Origin of the sequence: Streptomyces zhihengii, assembly GCF_016919245.1 — a bacterium.
Classification (GTDB): Bacteria; Actinomycetota; Actinomycetes; order Streptomycetales; family Streptomycetaceae; genus Streptomyces; species Streptomyces zhihengii.
Window position 1 is genome coordinate 1,096,629 of sequence record NZ_JAFEJA010000002.1, and the last position, 19,666, is coordinate 1,116,294.

The 19,666-nt window shown below is 74.1% G+C and carries 19 protein-coding genes; 12 read left to right on the top strand and 7 right to left on the bottom strand.

Annotation, left to right across the window (positions count from 1 at the left end):
- Nucleotides 1–78: 78 nt before the first annotated feature.
- The gene (locus tag JE024_RS32510) at nt 79–1,005 is read right to left on the bottom strand and encodes a PfkB family carbohydrate kinase (protein ID WP_205377470.1); all 927 of its coding nucleotides are present in this window, start codon (nt 1,003–1,005) and stop codon (nt 79–81) included.
- A gap of 288 nt (nt 1,006–1,293) precedes the next feature.
- Here JE024_RS32510 and JE024_RS32515 point away from each other — a divergent pair, with 288 nt between their 5' ends.
- The 4 genes from JE024_RS32515 to JE024_RS32530 all read left to right on the top strand — a co-directional run bounded on the left by JE024_RS32515 (nt 1,294) and on the right by JE024_RS32530 (nt 7,356).
- Nucleotides 1,294–2,142, top strand: a complete 849-nt coding sequence (locus tag JE024_RS32515; protein WP_205377471.1) for a class I SAM-dependent methyltransferase — start codon at nt 1,294–1,296, stop codon at nt 2,140–2,142.
- 218 nt (nt 2,143–2,360) lie between these two features.
- Nucleotides 2,361–5,735: a pyruvate carboxylase gene (locus JE024_RS32520; protein ID WP_205377472.1), complete on the top strand. Its 3,375-nt coding sequence runs from the start codon at nt 2,361–2,363 to the stop codon at nt 5,733–5,735.
- A 159-nt stretch (nt 5,736–5,894) separates the two neighbouring features.
- Nucleotides 5,895–6,242, top strand: coding sequence for a transglycosylase family protein (locus JE024_RS32525; protein ID WP_205377473.1), 348 nt, complete (start codon nt 5,895–5,897; stop codon nt 6,240–6,242).
- Nucleotides 6,243–6,357: 115 nt separating this feature from the next.
- Nucleotides 6,358–7,356 carry a Rossmann-fold NAD(P)-binding domain-containing protein gene (locus tag JE024_RS32530; protein ID WP_205377474.1) on the top strand — a complete coding sequence of 333 codons (999 nt, stop codon included), beginning with the start codon at nt 6,358–6,360 and terminating at the stop codon, nt 7,354–7,356.
- 123 nt (nt 7,357–7,479) lie between these two features.
- Here JE024_RS32530 and JE024_RS32535 read toward each other — a convergent pair whose 3' ends face one another.
- Together JE024_RS32535 and JE024_RS32540 are read right to left on the bottom strand one after the other, a co-directional pair.
- Nucleotides 7,480–7,737 (bottom strand): hypothetical protein, encoded by a 258-nt coding sequence (locus tag JE024_RS32535; RefSeq protein WP_205377475.1) that lies wholly within the window; start codon nt 7,735–7,737, stop codon nt 7,480–7,482.
- 212 nt (nt 7,738–7,949) lie between these two features.
- A complete protein-coding gene (locus JE024_RS32540) occupies nt 7,950–8,510 on the bottom strand; it encodes a PadR family transcriptional regulator (protein WP_205377476.1) in 561 nt (186 codons plus the stop codon).
- Nucleotides 8,511–8,610: 100 nt separating this feature from the next.
- Here JE024_RS32540 and JE024_RS32545 point away from each other — a divergent pair, with 100 nt between their 5' ends.
- The 3 genes from JE024_RS32545 (at nt 8,611) to JE024_RS32555 (ending at nt 11,005) form a co-directional block, all read left to right on the top strand.
- Complete coding sequence (locus JE024_RS32545; RefSeq protein ID WP_205377477.1) at nt 8,611–9,039, top strand: nuclear transport factor 2 family protein; 429 nt, start codon at nt 8,611–8,613, stop codon at nt 9,037–9,039.
- Between the two features lie 103 nt (nt 9,040–9,142).
- Entirely contained in the window at nt 9,143–10,150 is a 1,008-nt protein-coding gene (locus JE024_RS32550; RefSeq protein ID WP_205377478.1) for an NAD(P)/FAD-dependent oxidoreductase, read from the top strand.
- A 183-nt stretch (nt 10,151–10,333) separates the two neighbouring features.
- Entirely contained in the window at nt 10,334–11,005 is a 672-nt protein-coding gene (locus JE024_RS32555; protein ID WP_205377479.1) for an enoyl-CoA hydratase-related protein, read from the top strand.
- A gap of 90 nt (nt 11,006–11,095) precedes the next feature.
- Here the strand turns inward: JE024_RS32555 and JE024_RS32560 are convergent, their stop codons facing one another.
- A complete protein-coding gene (locus tag JE024_RS32560; RefSeq protein WP_205377480.1) occupies nt 11,096–11,611 on the bottom strand; it encodes a hypothetical protein in 516 nt (171 codons plus the stop codon).
- Between the two features lie 226 nt (nt 11,612–11,837).
- On the opposite strand from JE024_RS32560, the gene JE024_RS32565 reads away from it, so the two are divergent.
- The 3 genes from JE024_RS32565 (at nt 11,838) to JE024_RS32575 (ending at nt 14,677) form a co-directional block, all read left to right on the top strand.
- Nucleotides 11,838–12,212, top strand: a complete 375-nt coding sequence (locus JE024_RS32565; RefSeq protein WP_205377481.1) for a hypothetical protein — start codon at nt 11,838–11,840, stop codon at nt 12,210–12,212.
- Nucleotides 12,213–12,558: 346 nt separating this feature from the next.
- The gene (gene ctaD / locus JE024_RS32570; RefSeq protein ID WP_205377482.1) at nt 12,559–14,310 is read left to right on the top strand and encodes an aa3-type cytochrome oxidase subunit I; all 1,752 of its coding nucleotides are present in this window, start codon (nt 12,559–12,561) and stop codon (nt 14,308–14,310) included.
- A gap of 10 nt (nt 14,311–14,320) precedes the next feature.
- Nucleotides 14,321–14,677 (top strand): hypothetical protein, encoded by a 357-nt coding sequence (locus JE024_RS32575; RefSeq protein WP_205377483.1) that lies wholly within the window; start codon nt 14,321–14,323, stop codon nt 14,675–14,677.
- A gap of 88 nt (nt 14,678–14,765) precedes the next feature.
- Here JE024_RS32575 and JE024_RS32580 read toward each other — a convergent pair whose 3' ends face one another.
- A complete protein-coding gene (locus tag JE024_RS32580; protein WP_205377484.1) occupies nt 14,766–15,176 on the bottom strand; it encodes a DUF5997 family protein in 411 nt (136 codons plus the stop codon).
- Between the two features lie 61 nt (nt 15,177–15,237).
- Here JE024_RS32580 and JE024_RS32585 point away from each other — a divergent pair, with 61 nt between their 5' ends.
- Entirely contained in the window at nt 15,238–16,098 is an 861-nt protein-coding gene (locus tag JE024_RS32585) for a LysR family substrate-binding domain-containing protein (protein WP_205377485.1), read from the top strand.
- A 57-nt stretch (nt 16,099–16,155) separates the two neighbouring features.
- On the opposite strand, the gene JE024_RS32590 is transcribed toward JE024_RS32585, so the two are convergent.
- Nucleotides 16,156–17,055: an oxygenase MpaB family protein gene (locus tag JE024_RS32590; RefSeq protein ID WP_205377486.1), complete on the bottom strand. Its 900-nt coding sequence runs from the start codon at nt 17,053–17,055 to the stop codon at nt 16,156–16,158.
- Between the two features lie 295 nt (nt 17,056–17,350).
- Between JE024_RS32590 and JE024_RS32595 the strand changes: the two genes are divergently transcribed.
- A complete protein-coding gene (locus tag JE024_RS32595; RefSeq protein WP_205377487.1) occupies nt 17,351–18,406 on the top strand; it encodes a maleylacetate reductase in 1,056 nt (351 codons plus the stop codon).
- A 46-nt stretch (nt 18,407–18,452) separates the two neighbouring features.
- Here JE024_RS32595 and JE024_RS32600 read toward each other — a convergent pair whose 3' ends face one another.
- Nucleotides 18,453–19,400: a methionyl-tRNA formyltransferase gene (locus tag JE024_RS32600; protein WP_205377488.1), complete on the bottom strand. Its 948-nt coding sequence runs from the start codon at nt 19,398–19,400 to the stop codon at nt 18,453–18,455.
- Between the last annotated feature and the right edge of the window lie 266 nt (nt 19,401–19,666).

Below are 19,666 nucleotides of genomic sequence, written 5' to 3' on the forward strand. Positions count from 1 at the left end.
CGTCGCCGGGCGAGCCGGCTTGCGCCGGCGGAGGTTCGTCCGGGCGCAGCGGGCGCCGGACCCGGCCGGCGCGGGCCGTCAGACCGCCGGCAGGTCCGCGACGCCGCGCGGCGCGCGGCGCAGCAGCTCGTCGCGGCCGATGCACTCCGCCCGCGTCGCGGGGACGGTGCAGGCGAACGCCCCGGCGACGGCTCCGTAGCGTGCGCACACGGGCAGCGGTTCGCCGGACAGCAGGCCGAAGAGGAAGGCGGCGGCGAAGGCGTCCCCCGCGCCGTTGGAGTCGACCACGGGCCCGGGCGGCTCCACCGCGGGGACGTGGGTCAGCTCTCCGTCCGCGAGCAGCCGGGCGCCTTCCGCGCCCGCCGTCGCGACGACCGCGCGCGCCCTGCCGTGCTCCGCGATCCGGTGCATCGTCGCCTCCGGGTCCGCCAGCGCCGTGGCCGACAGGAAGACGATGTCGGCGTCGAAGGCGAACGCCTCGTGGTAGCCGTCGGTGCCGTCCCAGTTGTGCAGGTCGGTGGAGACGGTCGCCCCGGACTCCCGCAGCAGGGGGAGGGCCGACGCCCACGGCTGGGTGATCGAGACATGGACGTGGCGGCTCGCCCCGGCGAGGCCGCGGACCGTCGCCTCGGGCACACGGCCGTCCGCGTCCGCGCGGGTGCTGTCGTAGAGGGACAGCCGGCGGCCGTCGGGGCCGACCAGGTTCACCGCGCGCTTGGTGCCCGCCTGCAGGGGGAGCGCGGTCAGGCCGATGCCGTGCTTCCGGTGGAACTCGCGGACCAGGTCGCCCGGTCCGTCGTCGCCGACCATGTCGAGATGGTGGGTGCGCAGCCCCAGCGCACTCAGGCCGAGGGCGACGAAGTCCCCGGTCTGGCCGGCCCGGGTCTCGATGCCGGAGCCGATCATGTAGCTGTCCGCGTACGGCAGCGGCAGCCGCGGCACGTACACGATCGTGTCGACGCCCGCACCGCCCAGGACCAGGACGTCGTGCTCCGCTGCGCTCACCGCTGTACCTCCCCTGCGCCGTCGCCGGACGGCGTCCGGCCGCCCCGCGTGACGGTGAGTCAAGCAGGGGGCCGCCGTGCTGGCAAGATCGTGCAGATACTTTCCGCAAGCTTTTGCGAGGCGGCCGTCCCCGCCCGTGAGCTCCCCGCCCGTGACCTCCCCGGGAGTGCCCGCGTTGCCCCCTGGGGGTGACGCGCGGCGCGTTGTGACCCCGGCTCAACGGCGGCTCATTAGGGTCCTTTTCCGGATAAATGTTTCAGAAGACGTTCCAGTGAGACAGGGTGAGCCGTGCGTACCGTCGTCAACCGTCAGCAGGCCGAGGCATGGAACGACTGGGAGGGCGTGCACTGGGCCGAGCATCCGGAGCGCTACGACGGGATGATGGGTGCCTTCAACGCGCCCCTGTTCGACGCGGCGGGCCTCGCCCCCGCCGACCGGGTCCTCGACATCGGCTGCGGCACCGGCCAGACCACACGGCTCGCCGCACGGCTGGCCCCGCGCGGACACGCCGTCGGCATCGACATCTCCGCCCCCATGCTGGAACGCGCCCGCCGCGACGCCGAGTCCGAGGGGCTCGCCAACATCACCTTCGAACAGGGCGACGCCCAGGTGCACCCCTTCCCCGGCGACGGCTACGACGTCCTCATCAGCCGCGGCGGGGTGATGTTCTTCGCCGACCTCGTGGCGGCCTTCACCCACCTGCGCGACGCCCTGGTGCCCGGCGGCCGGCTCGCCTTCCTCGGCCCGCAGCCCGGCGGCCCGGACAGCGCCTGGAGCAGGGCGACGGCCGCCCTCGCCCCCTACATGCGCGAGGCGTCGCCGGCCGCCCGCGGCATGGGCTCGCTCCTGGACCCGGTGCGCATCCGCGAGATCCTGACCGCGGCCGGGTTCACCGGCGTCGGGATCGCCCCGTGCTCCGGGCCCATGACGCTGGGCGCCGACGCGGACGACGCCGCCGAGTTCGTCTTCTCCATGGGCCCGACCCGCCACAACCTGCGCGAGGTCGACGCCGGCACCGTGGCGCGGGTGCGCGCCGAGGTACGCGACGCGCTCCGGGAGTTCGAGAGCCCCGACGGCGTGCGCCTGCCCGGAGCGGTCTGGATCGTCACGGCGACCCGCCCCGCCCGGGACGGCTGAGCGAGCCGTGCGGCCGGGTCCGGGCGGGAGGGGGCCCGGTCCGGCCGCCGCGCCCGTGGCCCGTCTCACCCCTGTCAGGCCCCTTCACACCTGCCGTCCGGCGTGCGCATGGTCACATACAGGCCTTCGCGGGGAACCTCTACTCTGCCAGCACCGGTGCCGGGGCCGCGCGCCACCCGCGTGACGCGCCCGCAGAGGGCAGACAGAAGGGATCGCGCATGTTCCGCAAGGTACTCGTCGCCAACCGTGGCGAGATCGCCATCCGGGCGTTCCGCGCCGGCTTTGAGCTGGGCGCGCGAACGGTCGCCGTGTTCCCGCACGAGGACCGCAACTCCCTGCACCGGCTGAAGGCCGACGAGGCCTACGAGATCGGCGAACCCGGGCACCCGGTGCGGGCCTACCTGTCGGTGGAACAGATCGTGGACGCCGCCCGCCGTGCGGGCGCCGACGCCGTCTACCCGGGCTACGGCTTCCTCTCCGAGAACCCGGACCTCGCCCGCGCCTGCGAAAGCGCGGGCATCACCTTCGTCGGCCCCGGCGCCGACACCCTCGAACTCACCGGCAACAAGGCCCGCGCCGTGGCCGCGGCCAAGGCCGCCGGAGTGCCCGTGCTCGGCTCCTCCGAGCCCTCCACCGACGTCGACGAACTCGTCAGGGCCGCCGACGGCCTCGGCTTCCCCGTCTTCGTCAAGGCCGTCGCCGGCGGCGGCGGGCGCGGCATGCGGCGGGTGGAGGACGCGTCGACGCTCCGCGAGTCGATCGAGGCGGCGGCGCGCGAGGCCGAGTCCGCGTTCGGCGACCCCACCGTCTTCCTGGAGAAGGCCGTGGTCGAACCCCGCCACATCGAGGTGCAGATCCTCGCCGACGGCGAGGGCAACGTCATCCACCTGTTCGAGCGCGACTGCTCGCTCCAGCGCCGCCACCAGAAGGTCGTCGAGCTCGCCCCCGCGCCCAACCTCGACCCGGAACTGCGGGCGCGGATCTGCGCCGACGCGGTCAGCTTCGCCCGCCAGATCGGCTACCGCAACGCCGGCACCGTGGAGTTCCTGCTCGACCCGTCCGGCCGGCACGTCTTCATCGAGATGAACCCCCGCATCCAGGTCGAGCACACGGTCACCGAGGAGGTCACCGACGTCGACCTCGTCCAGGCCCAGCTGCGCATCGCGGCCGGGGAGACCCTGGCGGACCTCGGCCTGAGCCAGGAGTCCGTCCAGCTCCGCGGCGCCGCCCTCCAGTGCCGCATCACCACCGAGGACCCGGCCAACGGCTTCCGCCCGGACACCGGGATGATCAGCGCCTACCGCTCGCCCGGCGGCTCCGGCATCCGGCTCGACGGCGGAACCGCCCACGCGGGCACGGAGATCAGCGCCCACTTCGACTCCATGCTCGTCAAACTGACCTGCCGGGGACGGGACTTCCCGGCCGCGGTGGGCCGCGCCCGGCGCGCCGTGGCCGAGTTCCGCATCCGCGGCGTGTCCACCAACATCCCCTTCCTGCAAGCCGTGCTCGACGACCCCGACTTCCAGGCCGGGAACATCACCACCTCCTTCATCGAGCAGCGCCCCCACCTGCTGACCTCCCGGCACTCCGCCGACCGCGGCTCGAAGCTGCTCACCTACCTCGCCGACGTCACCGTCAACAAGCCGCACGGCGACCGCCCCCGGCTCATCGACGCGACGGCCAAGCTGCCGCCGCTGCCCGCGGGCGAACCGCCCGCCGGCTCCCGCCAGAAGCTCACCGCGCTCGGGCCCGAGGGCTTCGCCCGATGGCTGCGCGAGTCGCCCACCATCGGCGTCACCGACACCACCTTCCGCGACGCCCACCAGTCGCTGCTCGCCACCCGGGTGCGCACCCGCGACCTGCTCGCCGTCGCACCGGTGGTCGCCCGTACCGCCCCCCAGCTCCTGTCCCTTGAGTGCTGGGGCGGCGCCACCTACGACGTCGCCCTGCGCTTCCTCGCCGAGGACCCCTGGGAACGGCTCGCCCGGCTGCGCGAGGCGGTGCCCAACATCTGCCTCCAGATGCTGCTGCGCGGCCGCAACACGGTCGGCTACACGCCCTACCCGACCGAGGTGACCTCCGCCTTCGTCGAGGAGGCCACCGCCACCGGCATCGACATCTTCCGCATCTTCGACGCCCTCAACGACGTCGGCCAGATGCGCCCCGCCATCGACGCGGTGCGCGAGACCGGCACGGCGGTCGCCGAGGTGGCGCTCTGCTACACCTCCGACCTCTCCGACCCCGCGGAGAAGCTGTACACCCTCGACTACTACCTGCGCCTCGCCGAGGAGATCGTCGCCGCCGGCGCCCATGTGCTGGCGGTCAAGGACATGGCCGGACTGCTGCGCGCCCCGGCCGCCGCGAAGCTGGTCGCCGCGCTGCGCAGGGAGTTCGACCTGCCGGTGCACATCCACACCCACGACACCGCGGGCGGCCAGCTCGCCACCTACCTCGCCGCGGTCCAGGCGGGCGCGGACGCCGTCGACGGGGCGGTGGCGTCCATGGCGGGCACCACCTCCCAGCCCTCGCTGTCGGCGATCGTCGCGGCCACCGACCACTCCGACCGCCCCACCGGGCTCGACCTCCAGGCCGTCGGCGACCTGGAGCCCTACTGGGAGGGCGTGCGCCGCGTCTACGCGCCCTTCGAGGCGGGTCTCGCCTCCCCGACCGGGCGCGTCTACCACCACGAGATCCCCGGCGGCCAGCTCTCCAACCTGCGGACCCAGGCCGTCGCCCTCGGACTCGGCGACCGCTTCGAGGACATCGAGGCGATGTACGCGGCCGCCGACCGGATCCTCGGCCGGCTGGTGAAGGTCACCCCCTCGTCGAAGGTGGTCGGCGACCTGGCGCTCCACCTGGTCGGCGCGGGCGTGTCGCCGAAGGACTTCGAGGCCGAGCCCGACACCTTCGACCTGCCCGACTCCGTCATCGGCTTCCTCCACGGCGAGCTCGGCAGCCCGCCCGGCGGCTGGCCGGAGCCGTTCCGCACCAGGGCCCTCAAGGGACGCCCGGGCCCCAAGCCCGTCCAGGAGCTGACCGGCGAGGACCGCGAGGGGCTGGAGAAGGACCGGCGCGCGACACTGAACCGGCTGCTCTTCCCCGGCCCGGCCAAGGAGTTCGAGACCCACCGACAGGCGTTCGGCGACACCAGCGTGCTCGACAGCAGGGACTTCTTCTACGGGCTGCGCCCGGGCAAGGAGTACACCGTCGACCTGGAGCCCGGCGTGCGGCTGCTCATCGAACTGGAGGCCATCGGAGAGGCGGACGAGCGGGGCATGCGCACCGTGATGTCCACGCTCAACGGGCAGCTCCGGCCCATCCAGGTGCGCGACCGGGCCGCCGCCTCCGACATCCCGGTCACCGAGAAGGCGGACCGGGCGAATCCGGGCCATGTCGCGGCCCCGTTCGCCGGGGTGGTCACCCTGGCCGTCGCGGAGGGCGACACCGTCGAGGCCGGCGCCACGGTGGCCACCATCGAGGCGATGAAGATGGAGGCGTCCATCACGGCGCCGAACGGCGGCACGGTGCGCCGCCTGGCCATCAACCCGATCCAGCAGGTGGAGGGCGGCGACCTGCTCGCCGAACTCGGCTGACCCGCCGGGGTGCGCCGCCCGCCCCCTCGGAGGGACGGCGCACCCGGTGGCGGCCGGCGACCCGATGGGCGCAACACCGGGTGCCGCCGCCGGGGCCCGAACCTAGGGTCGGGGGCACCGCCCGGCCCCGGGCGGTGCCCCCGCAGGGAAAGGCATCTGATGTCCCGTCACCAGACCGTCGCCCGGCCCCTCTTCCGCCGCGCCCGCGTCCTCGGCCCCCTCGCCTCCGCCGCCGTGGCCCTCGCCCTCGCCGCCGGGGCCGCACCCGCCCACGCGGCCACCGACTGGGACGCCATCGCCGCGTGCGAGTCCGGCGGCAACTGGCGCGCCAACACGGGCAACGGACACTACGGCGGACTCCAGTTCACCCAGTCGAGCTGGGTCGCCGCCGGCGGACGCCGCTACGCGCCCCGGGCGGACCTGGCCACCCGTTCCGAACAGATCGCGACCGCCAGGAGACTCGCCGCCATCCAGGGCATGGGCGCCTGGTCCTGCGCCCGCCGCTGACCCCGCGGGCGCCCCGGCCCGGCCGCCCCGGCCGGGCCCCGGTGCCCCTGACCGGCGCATCCGCTCTCGGTGAACCCGCTTGGAGGCGCCCTCCCGCGGATGCTTGAGTGCGGACATGGAGATACTCGTACTGGGCGGCACGGCATGGGTGGGCCGCGAGGTGTCACGACTGGCCCTGGAGCGCGGCCACCGGGTGACCTGCCTCGCGCGCGGCGAGAGCGGCACGGTGGCGGACGGAGCGGTGCTCGTCCCGGCGGACCGGCGCGAGGCGGGCGCGTACGCCCCCGTGCTGGACCGCACCTGGGACGCCGTCGTCGAGGTGTCCTGGCAGCCCGCGTTCGTGCGCGAGGCCCTCGCGCGGATCGGTCCGCACGCCCGGCACTGGAGCTATGTCTCCTCGGGGAACGTCTACGCCTCGCACGCCGAGCCGGGCACCGACGAGTCCGCGCCGCTGCGGACGCCGACCGAGCTGCCGGAGGTGGACCGCGAGGAGTACGGCGAGGCCAAGTCCGCCTGCGAGCAGGCGTCGGTCGCCGCCGTGGGTGACCGGCTGCTCATCGCACGCGCCGGCCTCATCGGCGGCCCCGGCGACCACTCCTGCCGCACCGGCTACTGGGCGGCCCGCGCCGCACGCGACCCGCACGGCCCCCTGCTGGTGCCGGACACCCCGGGCATGCCCACCCAGGTGATCGACGTCCGGGACCTCGCTGCCTGGCTGCTGGACTCGGCCGCCCGCGGCACCACCGGCGCCTTCAACGCGGTCGGCCCGGTCATGCCCTTCGAGGAGTGGATCTCCCTCTCCCGGGCGGCCGGCGGGCACACCGGCCCGGTCGTGCCGGCGGACTCGGCGTGGCTGCACGACCAGGGGGTCGCGGAGTTCATGGGCGAGGAGTCGCTGCCCCTGTGGATCGTCGAGCCGGGCTGGGAGGGCTTCTGCGCCCGCGACGGCTCCGCGGCCGTCGCCGCGGGGCTGGCCCACCGGCCGCGCGCGGACCTGGTCGCCGACACCCTGCGCTGGGAGCGCGAGGAGGGCCTCGACCGGCCGCGCCGTGCGGGCCTCAGCGCCGGCCGCGAGCGCGAACTCCTCGCCGCGCTCGGCACCCCGGCCGTCTGACGGGTCGGCAGCCGCACGGCGACCGAGCCGCACCGCGCCGTCTGGCTCCCGCGGCGTGCGGCTCCCGCGGCGTGCGGCTCCCGCGCCGGTCCGCCTCCGGACCGGCGCGCGGCCGTGCGGGCGTCAGGCCTCCGGCGCGGCGGGCTTGCGGCGCAGATGGGCGAGGAGGCCGGCGAAGCCCGCGATGAAGCCGCTCACCAGGCCGGAGACGGCGTGGTTGACGGCGTTGACCGTCTCGCTGTCCGGCATGCCGATGACCAGGTAGTTGACGAGCGCGCTCATCACGGCCCCGATTCCGCCGCCGACGGCTCCGCTGATCAGCGAGGCGCGGACGGTGGGGGAGAGTCCGGGTCTGCGAGCCGGTGTGCTGGGCGCGGTCATCATGGCCTCCAGGCGTGGGACGGCGGAGCGCCCGGGCGCCGGGCGCGGTCTGCAGCCGACACTGTGGCAGAAGCGGCCCGGCGCCCGACGACCGCCCCATGCCCCGGCGTTCACCGGATGCCGACGCGAAGTGCGGTGCCCCGCACGGAAGTTGACGGTCCGTCGGTACGGTCGGCCCGACCCGTCGTGGTGGCCGGGCGGCCGGCGGCCCGTCAGTGCGCGGTGCGCCGCTCCCGCAGGACCGCCACCGTGCGCTCGCACCAGTCGAGGTTGCCCCGCTCGAAGGCGAGCCCCCGCAGGCAGGTCAGATAGGGCCCCACGCGGGTGCCGGTGCGCAGGAACTCGGCCTCGGAGCGCTCGCCGCGCATCGTGTGCAGCAGCCGGTCGAAGAGGTCGATCTTGGCCCGTGCGAAGACGGCCCGTTCGGTGAGCTGCCGGACGAGTTCGTCCGTGTCGACGTGGTCGGCCGCCTGGACCATCACCACCAGGTCGTCCCGGATGAAGGAGGGCTTCGGCGCGGCGGCGGTGAAGCGCTCCAGTTCGGCCAGACCCGTGTCGGTGACCCGGAACAGCCGCTTGTTGGGCCGGTTGTCCTGCACGACCTCGCGGCCCGTGATCAGCCCCTCCTTCTCCAGCCGGGTCAGCTCCACGTAGAGCTGCTGCGGCTGGGCGTGCCAGAAGTTCGCCACGCCGAGGTCGAACGCCTTCGCGAGCTGGTAGCCGCTCAGCTCCTCGTCGAGCAGTGCCGCCAGGACGGCATGTCGCAACGCCACCGGTCCGCTTCCTCTCCGCCCGGGGCCTGTGCCGGGCCATGGCCCTCATGATACTCATGTTGATGAGTACTCCGAATGATGAGTAGCCCGAGGAGCAGTCATGACCACCACCGCCCAGCGCTTCCGCGCCGCCGTCGAGAACCGCGAACTGGCGGCGCTCGACGATCTGTTCACCGAGGACGTCCGCTTCTACAGCCCGGTGAAGTTCACCCCCTTCGAGGGCCGGCCGATGGTGCTCGGCCTCTTCGGCGTGCTGCTGCGCACGTTCGAGGACTTCCGCTACGTGGGTGAGTTCGCCGGGGCCGCGGAGACCAGCTCCGACGGCGCGTCCGCCCCCGCGGAGATCCTGCTGTTCCGGGCCACCGCCGGCGGCAAGGAGATCCACGGCATCGACATGCTGCACTTCGCCGACGACGGCCGGATCAAGGAGTTCACCGTGATGGTCCGTCCGCAGTCCGCCGTCCACGCCCTCGGCGAGGCCGTACTCGCCGGACTGGTCGAGGACGGGCTGGCCCCGGCCGCGCCCTGAGCCGTCGGGCCGCCCTTCTCCTGCCGGAACCTTCGCGTCGGGCGCGTTGCCGGAACTTTGCCGGAACCGCAACTCTGTTTGCCGAGGAGGCGCCCGCGCCCGCATGCTCGTCGCGGAGGTGGTCACGGTGACCGATCGGCTGACGAACAGCTATGACGTGATGGTGCTCGGCGGTGGCGCGGCCGGGCTGAACGGAGCCCTGATGCTGGCCCGGGCCAGGCGGTCGGTGGCGGTCGTCGACTCGGGGGCCCCGCGCAACGCCCCCGCCGACGGCGTGCACGGCCTGCTGGCCCGGGAGGGCATCGCCCCGGCCGAACTGGTGGCGCGCGGACGGGAGGAGGTCCGCGGCTACGGCGGGCAGGTGGTGGACGGCGAGGTCGCCTCGGTCGACCGCGACGGCGAGGGCTTCGCCGTCCGGCTCGCCGACGGCCGGGTCGCACGGGCGCGGCGCCTGCTGGTCGCCAGCGGACTGGCCGACCGGCTGCCGGACGTGCCGGGCGTGCGCGAGCGCTGGGGCCGCGACGTGCTCCACTGCCCCTACTGCCACGGCTGGGAGGTCCGGGACCGGGCCATCGGCGTACTGGCGTCGGGACCGATGTCCGTGCACCAGGCGCTGCTCTTCCGGCAGTGGAGCGACGACGTCACCTACTTCGCGCACACCATGGAACCGCCGACGGCCGAGCAGGCGGAACAGCTCGCCGCACGGGGCGTGCGGGTGGTCGAGGGCGAGGTCGCCGCGCTGGAGGCGGACGGGGACGGGCTCACCGGCGTGCGGCTCGCCGACGGGACGGTCGTCGCCGCCGCGGCGGTGGTGGTCGCGCCGCGGATGGAGGCGCGCGCCGGATTCCTCTCCGCCCTCGGGCTGCGCGCGGTGGAGCACCCCTCGGGCGCGGGCGAGCACGTCCCCGCCGACCCGACCGGGCGCACGGAGGTCCCCGGGGTCTGGGTCGCGGGCAATGTCACCGATCCGACCGCCCAGGTGGGCAACGCCGCCGCGGCGGGCGCCATGGCCGGGGCCCAGATCAACGCCGACCTGATCGCCGAGGAGACCCGGGAGGCGGTGGCCGCCCACCGCCGGCGCCTCGCCGCGGGAGCCGGGGCCCGGGCCTGACGCCCGGGTCCCGGGTACGGCGCGACCGTGCCGGTCCCGGGGCCCGGGGCTTCATGGCTCTTGCGCGGGGGCGGGCGGGCGGAATAAGTTACCGACTGGTAGGTCCGTATGTGGCGGCCCGGCGGGGCCGCCGGTCGCGGGGCCCGCCGGCACACCGATCGCCGCCAGCCCGAGGGAGCCGTCATGCCCGTGCTCGACCGCCAGGACAATGTCTTCCTGCTCGACCTGGGGGACGGCGAGAACCGCTTCCACCCCGACTGGATCGCCGCCGTCGGCGCCGCCCTCGACGAGGTCGAGAAGGCCGAGGGGCCCCGGGCTCTCGTCACCACCGCCACCGGCAAGTTCTACTCCAACGGCCTCGACCTGGAGTGGCTCTTCGCCCATGCCGACCAGCACCTGGACTACGTCGTCTCGGTCCATGACCTGTTCGCCCGGATGCTCTCCCTGCCGGTGATCACGGTGGCCGCCCTCCAGGGGCACACCTTCGCCGCCGGGGCGATGTTCTCGCTGGCCCACGACTTCCGGGTGATGCGGGCCGACCGCGGCTACTGGTGCCTGCCCGAGGCGGACATCGACATCCCGTTCACCCCCGGCATGTCCGCCCTCGTCCAGGGCCGGCTCACGCCGCAGACCGCGCACGAGGCCATGACCACCGCCCGCCGGTACGGGGGCCGGGACGCCCTCGCCGCCGCGATCGTGGACACGGCCGTCGAGGAGGCGGCCGTCCGGGACACCGCGGTGGAGAAGGCCGCGGCGCTGGTCGCCAAGGCGGGGGCGACCCTCGGCACCATCAAGGCCCGGATGTACGCCCCGGCGCTCACGGTCCTGCGCGACCGCGTCGCCCCGCTCGGCTGACACGCCGCTCCCGGGCAGCCGCGGAGGGGCCCGAGGGAGCGGCGTCGGCCGCGGAGGAGCCCCCGGCAGGTCATGGCGGGGCGGGGGATGTCAGCAGGCCAGGGCCGGGCCGGTGCCGAGCCGGCCGGTGAGGTCCGCCCGGTGCAGCGCGGCCACCGGCAGGACCAGGTCGGGGTGGCGCAGCAGGGCCGCCGCGTCCAGATCGCGTGCCGCCGGTGCCGTCAGGCGCCGGAAGTCCGCCCGGACGGCGTCCCCGAGGGCGTCGACCGCCGCCCTGGCCAGGACCGGTGACGCGAGCAGGCAGGCCGCCCAGCTCGCGACCACCTCGTCCACCCAACTCCGCCAGGCGTGCTCCCGGCCGGCGGCGGGCGCGACGGCCCCCGCGAGCGCGTCGAGCCGCGCTGAGCCGCCGGGACCCGCCATGGCGACCAGGGCGGCGTCGACGGAGGTCGGATACCGCAGCCGGGCCGCGACGGTCACCGCCTGGCGGGCCTGGGCCTCGCCCAGCGCCTGCGAGACGGCACCGCCCGGCGAGGGGTAGGCGCCGGTGAGCCATCGTGTGGTCGCCGCTATCAGCGGGGTGAGGTCTGTGTGCACCGCAGGCATCCGAGGTCGCTTCCGTACGTGTCCCGGCCCGCGAGGCTACGGCGGCCGCCGTCGGCGGACCATGACGTGGGACACGTCCGCGCCGTGGCGTCCGCCACGCCGCCGCCGGCGGTCGCGCTCCGCACGCGGTCGGTCACCGGACGATGGCGTGGCGCGTTGCGGGCGGCTCGGCGGTGCGGTTTCAATACGCGGAACCTCGCACGCCGTGCGGTGATCGGAGGCTGTCTTGCTGACCCACACGCTCGGGAACGGCGTTCTGGTCATCTCTCTCCCCGCCGATGTCGGCATCGGCGACCGGTCCGCCCTCTCCACCGGCATCGCCCGGCTGGTCGGCGCGTACGCCCCGGCGCCGGTGGTCGTGGAGCTGGACACGCCGGCGGTCGCCGCCGCCGCGGTCAGCGCGGTGGTGCGGGCCCACCGGATGTGCGCCCGGCTGGGCGTCCCGATGTGCGTCGCCACCCCGGGCGCGGCGGCCCGGCGGCTGATCCAGGCCAACAGCGACACCAGCGGCACGCCGCTCGGCGTCCACGCCACGACCGCGGAGGCCGTCGCCGCCCTCTCCGCGGGCTCCGCCCGCACCGGCGACGGCGTCCCCGGCTGAGCCCCGCCCCTTCGGACGGGGCCCCCGGTTGAGCCCCGCCCTTCCGGACGGGGCCCCGGTCGCCCGCCGCCGTCCGGCGCGGGGCCGGCGGCCCGTCCCCGTGCGCTCGTCCACAGGGTGCGCGCCGCGGTGTTCTCATCGGTAAATGCGACGGCGATACGTTTCTCCCGCCGAAATGGCGGTGATTTTCCGTCGATCACCGTCCAGGAATGTCACCCGAATGCGTGGCGCCGTTTTTTCCTCCCCCGGACGGCCGATGTTGCGGGCCTGTTCGCGGGGTGCGGCCGATAGATTGCCGCTGTATCTCTGCAAAGTCAGACAGCCCACTCATGTGCGGGGAGTTCACGTGGTATCTGAGTCGCATTCGCCGGTCGGCACAGCCGCGGACGAGGATGCGTACGAGAACGAGCTGCCCGTCAAACGGCGTGAGCCCGGCAATGTGGTGATCAGGTGGCTGACGACCACCGACCACAAGACCATCGGCACCCTGTACATGACGACGGCGTTCGGCTTCTTCCTCGTCGGCGGTCTGATGGCGCTGGTGATGCGCGCCGAACTGGCCCGACCCGGTCTGCAGATCGTCTCCAACGAGCAGTTCAACCAGGCGTTCACCATGCACGGCACGGTGATGCTGCTGATGTTCGCGACGCCGCTGTTCGCCGGATTCGCGAACTGGATCATGCCGCTGCAGATCGGCGCGCCCGACGTGGCGTTCCCGCGGCTGAACATGTTCGCGTACTGGCTGTACCTCTTCGGCTCGCTGATCGCGGTGGCCGGCTTCCTCACGCCCCAGGGCGCCGCCGACTTCGGCTGGTTCGCCTACTCCCCGCTCACCGACGCGGTGCGCTCGCCCGGTGTGGGCGGCGACATGTGGATCATGGGTCTGGCCTTCTCCGGCTTCGGCACGATCCTCGGTTCGGTCAACTTCATCACCACGATCATCTGCATGCGCGCGCCCGGTATGACGATGTTCCGGATGCCCATGTTCACCTGGACGGTGCTGCTGACCGGTGTGCTGGTCCTGCTGGCCTTCCCGGTGCTGGCCGCGGCGCTCTTCGCGCTGGAGGCCGACCGCAAATTCGGTGCGATGGTCTTCGAGGCGGGCAACGGCGGAGCGCTGCTGTGGCAGCACCTCTTCTGGTTCTTCGGCCATCCGGAGGTGTACATCATCGCCCTGCCGTTCTTCGGCATCATCTCCGAGGTCATCCCCGTCTTCTCCCGCAAGCCCCTGTTCGGCTACATCGGCCTGATCGGCGCGACGATCGCGATCGCCGGTCTGTCGGTGACGGTGTGGGCGCACCACATGTATGTGACGGGCGGCGTACTCCTGCCGTTCTTCTCCTTCATGACGTTCCTCATCGCGGTGCCCACCGGTGTGAAGTTCTTCAACTGGATCGGCACGATGTGGAAGGGGACGCTGTCCTTCGAGACACCGATGCTCTGGGCCATCGGCTTTCTCGTGACGTTCCTTTTCGGCGGTCTGACGGGTGTCATCCTGGCGTCTCCGCCGCTGGACTTCCACGTCTCCGACTCGTACTTCGTCGTCGCCCATTTCCACTACGTGGTCTTCGGCACCGTGGTGTTCGCGATGTTCTCCGGATTCCACTTCTGGTGGCCGAAGTTCACCGGCAAGATGCTGGACGAGCGGCTCGGCAAGATGACCTTCTGGACGCTGTTCATCGGCTTCCAGGGCACCTTCCTCATCCAGCACTGGCTGGGCGCCGAGGGCATGCCGCGCCGGTACGCCGACTACCTGGCCGCCGACGGCTTCACCGCGCTGAACACCATCTCGACGATCAGCTCGTTCCTGCTGGGCCTGTCGATGCTGCCGTTCATGTACAACGTCTGGAAGACGGCCAAGTACGGGAAGCCGGTCGGCGTCGACGATCCGTGGGGCTTCGGCCGTTCGCTGGAGTGGGCGACGTCCTGCCCGCCGCCGCGGCACAACTTCGTCACCCTCCCGCGCATCCGCAGCGAGTCCCCGGCCTTCGACCTCCACCACCCGGAGATGGCCTCGCTCGACCATGCCTCGGACACCGGCCGGCGCGACGTCGTGGAACCGGGCCAGGGGGTCGCCCCGCCGCTCGGCGACAAGTGAGGGGCAGCCGGTGACCCGCTCCGCGCAGGGCCCCGGGCCCGACGTGGCCTCCGGCATCGCCCGGCTGGAGGGCTATCTGCTCGCCCAGAGCCGGATGAGCGAGGCCCGGCGCGAGGCGGAGGACTTCGCCGACCGCATGCCGTGGCTCACCACGGCCCAGCGCGAGGACGTCGTCAGCCACTACGTCCAGGACCGTGTCGCGCTGACCCGGCGGGTCCTCACCGCCCTGGTCGCCCGGGCCGGCGAGCTCCGCCAGGAGTACACCGAGCGCTACGAGGACCTCAGGCGCCGTCTGCTGTGCGGCAGCTTCGCGGCGCTCCTCTGCTCGGCGGCGCTGTGCGCGGGCGCCGCCCTGTACGCCCGCTGACGCCGGACGCCCGGCGGCCCGCACCCTGCGAGAAGGGGGCGGGCCGCCGGGCGTCGCGCGTCGACGGGCTCCGGTTGCCGGGGCGGGCTCAGTCGCGGGGACCGGCCTGCGCGCGCCGCTCGGCCTCCTCGGCGTGCTTGGCCTTGATCCGCACCGACTCCTTGCGCACCTCGGCCTGGGTGGCACGCTCCTTGAGCAGCCACTCGGGCTGCTCCTGCCGGATCTCCTCGATCTGGTCCGTCGTGAGTGCCTCGGTGACACCGCCGCGCGCCAGGCCCGCGATGGAGACGCCGAGCCTCGCCGCGACCACCGGACGCGGGTGCGGGCCGTTGCGCCGCAGCTCCTGGAGCCACTCGGGCGGGTCGGACTGGAGGGTGTTCAGCTCGGCCCGTGAGACGACACCGTCCCGGAACTCGGCGGGGGTGGCCTCTAGGTACACACCCAGCTTCTTCGCCGCGGTCGCGGGCTTCATCGTCTGGGAGGTCTGGTGCGACGTCATGGTGTCAAGGGTATCGACCGCGCGTGCCGGATCCGACCACGGCGGCGGGTAGCCTGGGCGGGTGACGGATTCGCAAGCTGCTCTCTCCTTCCGGCTCGCTTATGTACCGGGAGCGACACCCGCGAAATGGGTGCGGATCTGGAACGAGCGGATGCCCGGCGTCCCCCTGACCCTCGTCGCGGTCCCCGCGGCCGACGCGGTCGGCGCCCTGCGGGACGGCGACGTGGACGCGGGCCTGGTGCGGCTGCCGGTGGACCGCACGGTGCTGAGCGCCATCCCCCTCTACACCGAGACCACCGTCGTCGTGGTCCCGAAGGATCATCTGGTCGCCGCCGCGGAGGAGATCACCCTCGCGGACATCGCCGACGAGATCGTGCTCCACCCCCTGGACGACACCCTCGGCACCCCCGGCTGGGAGCCCGCGCCGGGCAGGCCCGCCCTGGAGCGCCCGGCCACGACGGCGGACGCCGTCGAACTGGTGGCGGCCGGGATCGGCGTGCTCCTGGTGCCCCAGTCGCTCGCCCGGCTCCACCACCGCAAGGACCTCACCTACCGGCCGGTGACGGACGCGCCGCAGTCCGGTGTGGTGCTGTCCTGGCCCGAGGACGCGACGACCGACCTGGTGGAGCAGTTCATCGGGATCGTGCGCGGGCGCACCGTCAACAGCTCCCGGGGTCGCCCCGCGGCCGCGGCGACGCAGCAGGGCCGCGGCGCCGGGGACGGGCGCGGTGCGGCGGCCGGCTCGGGAGGCGGCAGGCAGGGCGGCCGGCGGTCGGGCGGCGCGTCCGCCAAGGCGTCGCCGAAGCCCTCCGCCAAGTCCGGTGGCCGGGCCGGCGCCAAGGGCTCCCGGGGAGCCTCGGGCGGCTCGGGTGGTTCCGGCGGTGCCAAGGGCACGGGGCGCGGCAAGCGGGGACGCCGCTGATCCGGACGGTCCGGGACGTTCGCTCTCCCCGATGGCCGGCGGCCGGTGGCCGCCGGTTCAGGAGGCCGCGCCCGGATCCCGTCGGCCGGTTGTGCCCGGGGGCGGCGACATGGCCCAGCGGATGCCCCGGGTGAGCGCGTGGCCGGTGGCCCGGACGGCGGTTCCGGCCGGTCCGGGGAAGCTCGGCAGGCCCAGCGCGGCGCACGCCCACGGCGGCAGGGAGGCCACCGCGTTGGCGGCGAGGAACGCGTAGGGGCCCCGGGCGACGAGCGGCAGCGGCGGACGGAGCAGCACGAACCGCGCCGCCTCCCGGGCCTCGGTGGTGCCGCGCAGCTCGGACCGGTAGGCGTCGATGCGTTCCGCCAGCCCCCGCACGTCGTGCGGGGGATCGGGGACGCCGAGCGCCGTGGCGACCCGGGCCATGTCGCCGACGTAGGCGTCGCAGCCGGCGCGGTCGAGCGGGGCAGCCCCGAACCGCTGGTGCGCCCGCAGGAAGCTGTCCACCTCGGCGGCGTGGACCCAGCCGAGCAGCCAGGGGTCCGACGCCCGGTACGGCACCCCCTCGCCGGTCGTCCCCGTGACGCGTCCGTGCACCGACCTCACCAGGTCCACCGCGGCCTGCGCGTCGTCGGCGGTGCCGAAGGTGGTCACGGCGAGGAAGGTGCTGGTGCGCTGGAGCCGTCCCCAGGGATCGCCCCGGTAGCCGGAGTGCGCCGCCACGGCCGCCATCGCGAGCGGGTGCAGCGACTGGAGCAGCAGGGCGCGCAGCCCGCCGATGAACATCGAGGCGTCGCCGTGCACCCGCCGGATCGGCCGGTCCGGCGCGAACCAGCGCGGCCCGGGGGTGAGATGGATGCGGTCCCGGGTGGCCGGACCCGCCGGACCGGCGACCCGGCGGAAGATCCCGGCCGCCACCCGTGTGCGCAGCTCCGTGAGGGCGGGCGCGGTCCCGTTCATGGAGCCAGTATCCGTCCCGGACGACCGGGGTGTCACGGGCGGCGTGCGTGTCACCGGCGGGCCGCGTCGTCCGTGCTGTCCGAACCCGGTCCGGTGAGGCCCGGTCCGGTGAGGCCCGGTCCGGTGGAGTCCGGTCGGGCCGGGCTGGGGGCTGCGGCGTTCCGGGGCGGCGCAGCGCCGCTGCCGTACGGTGGTGCCCGGCCGGGCGGCGCCCTGCCAACCGACCCGCGGGCCACGGCCCGGCGGTCCGGGACGGCCCGGCCGGGCGGGCCCGAACCGACGGAGGCGCAGGCAGATGTCCGAGAGCAGCACCGCCCGGGTGAGCGTCCACGAGACCCACCCCTCCCGTGTCCTGGCCGGGCCCGGGGCACGGCACCGGATCCCCGCGGAGGCGGAGCGTCTCGGCGCGCGCCGGATCGTGCTCGTCGCCGCGCCCTCCGCGGCCGGGGCCGCCGACGAGCTGGCCCAGGCGCTCGGCCCGCGCCTTGCGGCGCGCTTCGGCCGGCCCGCCGTGCACACCCCGGTGGCCGTCACCGACGAGGCCATGGCGGACGTCGGGCGGGTCCGCGCCGACTGCGTGGTGGCCGTCGGCGGCGGCTCCGCCGTCGGTCTCGCCAAGGCGCTCTCCGCCCGCACCGGGATGCCGCAGATCGCCGTCCCGACCACCTACGCCGGGTCCGAGGTGACGCCCGTGCTCGGGGAGACGGAGCACGGGGTGAAGACGACCCGGCGCGATCCGGCCATCGCTCCCGGCACGGTGGTGTACGACCCCGAGCTGACGCTGACGATGCCCCGCGAGCTCACCCTGACCAGCGCGCTGAACGCCCTGGCGCACGCCGTCGAGGCGCTCTGGGCGCCGGACGCCACGGCGGTGAGCGACGCGCTCGCGACCGAGGCCGCCACCGGGCTGCTCACCGCGCTGCCGGTGGTCCTCGGAGACCTCGGGGACCTCACGGGCCGTGCGCGGCTCCAGGAGTCCGCCTGGCTCGCCGGTCTCTGCCTCGCGGGGACCGGGATGGGCCTGCACCACCAGCTCGCCCATGTCCTCGGCGGCGCGTACGGCCTGCCCCACGCCCGGCTGCACGCGCTGCTGCTGCCGCACGTCATGGCCTTCAACCTGCCGGCCGCGCCGAAGGCCGCCGCCCGGCTGGGCCGGATCACGGACGGCGACCCGGTGGCGGCCGTGCGGCGGCTCGCCGGCGCGGCCGGCGGGCCGGCCGGCCTCGGCGCGCTCGGGGTGCCGCGCGACGGGCTGGCCGGCGTCGCCGGACAGGTGGCGGCCCGGCCCTACCCGAACCCCCGCCCCCCGGAGCCCGCCGCGCTGCTGGGCCTCCTGGAGGCGGCGTGGTGATCCGGCGGGACGGCGGCGTGGTGAGCCGGCGGGACGGGGGCGGCGGTCAGGGGCGGCCGGTGAGGTACCCGCCCATCGAGGTGAAGTAGTCGGTGGCCGGCATCTCCTCGCCGTTCTCGGTGCGGATCCGGGTGACGGCCAGCCCGTGGTTGCGTCCGGCGCGGGCGTCGGCCCCCGCGACGATCACCACGCCGTCGCCCTCGCGGTAGAAGACCCGCCCGGGCGTGCCGCCGTAGCGGCCCTCGGAGACGACGGCCGCCAGTACCTCCAGACGGCGGCCCCGGTGGTAGGTGAAGGCGCTCGGGTAGGGGGCCGACTGGGCGCGGACCAGGCGTTCGAGGTCCTCGGCCGGCCAGTTCCAGTCGATCCGGATGTCCTCCTCGGCCCGCTTGTGGAAGAAGCTGGCCCGGGAGCGGTCCTGCGGGGTGAACGCGGTCTGCCCGGAGGCGATCAGGTCCAGGGCGCCGGTGGTGACGGGGGCGATGAGGTCGACGGTCTTGTGGAAGAGGTCCGTCGCCGTGTCCTTCGGCCCGACCGGGACGGCGCGCTGGAGCACGATGTCACCGGCGTCGAGCTCCTCGTCCATCATGTGCGCGGTCACCCCGACCTCCTGCTCGCCGTTGATCAGCGCCCAGATCAGCGGGGAGAAGCCGGCGTACTTCGGCAGCAGCGAGTCGTGGACGTTCAGCGTCCCGTGGCGGGGGAGGCCGTAGATCCGCGGGGGGATCCAGGTGCGCCAGTTGTTGGCCACGATGATGTCCGGATCCGCCTCCTCGAGGCGGGCGAACAGCTCCTCGTCGTCGGGCCGGTTGCGGATGAGCACCGGGACGCCGTGCTGCTCGGCGAGGTCGGCGACGGAGTCGCTCCAGATCTTCTCGTAGGCGTGCTCGCTCCGGGGATGCGTGACCACCATGACCACGTCGTGTTCGGAGTCCAGGAGCGCTTGCAGGGTGCGGTGGCCCCAGGTCTGATAGCCGAACATGACGACCCGCATGGGGTTCCTCCTCTGGATCGGGACATGACCCGCGTCAGTAAAGCAAGGCTTACCTAAGGTTTCAACGGGCTCTATTTCAGGCCAAGTTGACGCGTTCCCGGCTGCGCAAATCCCGTCGGCCCATCGACAGTTCCATCAGATCAGGTTAGCTTTACCTAAGTTCTGTCCCGGGTGCCCCTGGCCCGCCCTGCCCGCGTACCCGGCCCTCTGTGGTCCCCCGCTCTTGCACACGCCTGACCAGCGACCGACCGAGCAAGAACCCGCAC

Bases quoted from the DNA above. Each gene is read 5' to 3' on its own strand.
- JE024_RS32520 (WP_205377472.1), top strand. From the start codon at position 2,361: ATGTTCCGCAAGGTACTCGTCGCCAACCGTGGCGAGATCGCCATCCGG.
- JE024_RS32525 (WP_205377473.1), top strand. From the start codon at position 5,895: ATGTCCCGTCACCAGACCGTCGCCCGGCCCCTCTTCCGCCGCGCCCGC.
- JE024_RS32530 (WP_205377474.1), top strand. From the start codon at position 6,358: ATGGAGATACTCGTACTGGGCGGCACGGCATGGGTGGGCCGCGAGGTG.
- JE024_RS32535 (WP_205377475.1), bottom strand. From the start codon at position 7,737: ATGACCGCGCCCAGCACACCGGCTCGCAGACCCGGACTCTCCCCCACC.
- JE024_RS32545 (WP_205377477.1), top strand. From the start codon at position 8,611: ATGACCACCACCGCCCAGCGCTTCCGCGCCGCCGTCGAGAACCGCGAA.
- JE024_RS32550 (WP_205377478.1), top strand. From the start codon at position 9,143: ATGCTCGTCGCGGAGGTGGTCACGGTGACCGATCGGCTGACGAACAGC.
- JE024_RS32555 (WP_205377479.1), top strand. From the start codon at position 10,334: ATGCCCGTGCTCGACCGCCAGGACAATGTCTTCCTGCTCGACCTGGGG.
- JE024_RS32560 (WP_205377480.1), bottom strand. From the start codon at position 11,611: ATGCCTGCGGTGCACACAGACCTCACCCCGCTGATAGCGGCGACCACA.
- JE024_RS32580 (WP_205377484.1), bottom strand. From the start codon at position 15,176: ATGACGTCGCACCAGACCTCCCAGACGATGAAGCCCGCGACCGCGGCG.
- JE024_RS32590 (WP_205377486.1), bottom strand. From the start codon at position 17,055: ATGAACGGGACCGCGCCCGCCCTCACGGAGCTGCGCACACGGGTGGCG.
- JE024_RS32595 (WP_205377487.1), top strand. From the start codon at position 17,351: ATGTCCGAGAGCAGCACCGCCCGGGTGAGCGTCCACGAGACCCACCCC.
- JE024_RS32600 (WP_205377488.1), bottom strand. From the start codon at position 19,400: ATGCGGGTCGTCATGTTCGGCTATCAGACCTGGGGCCACCGCACCCTG.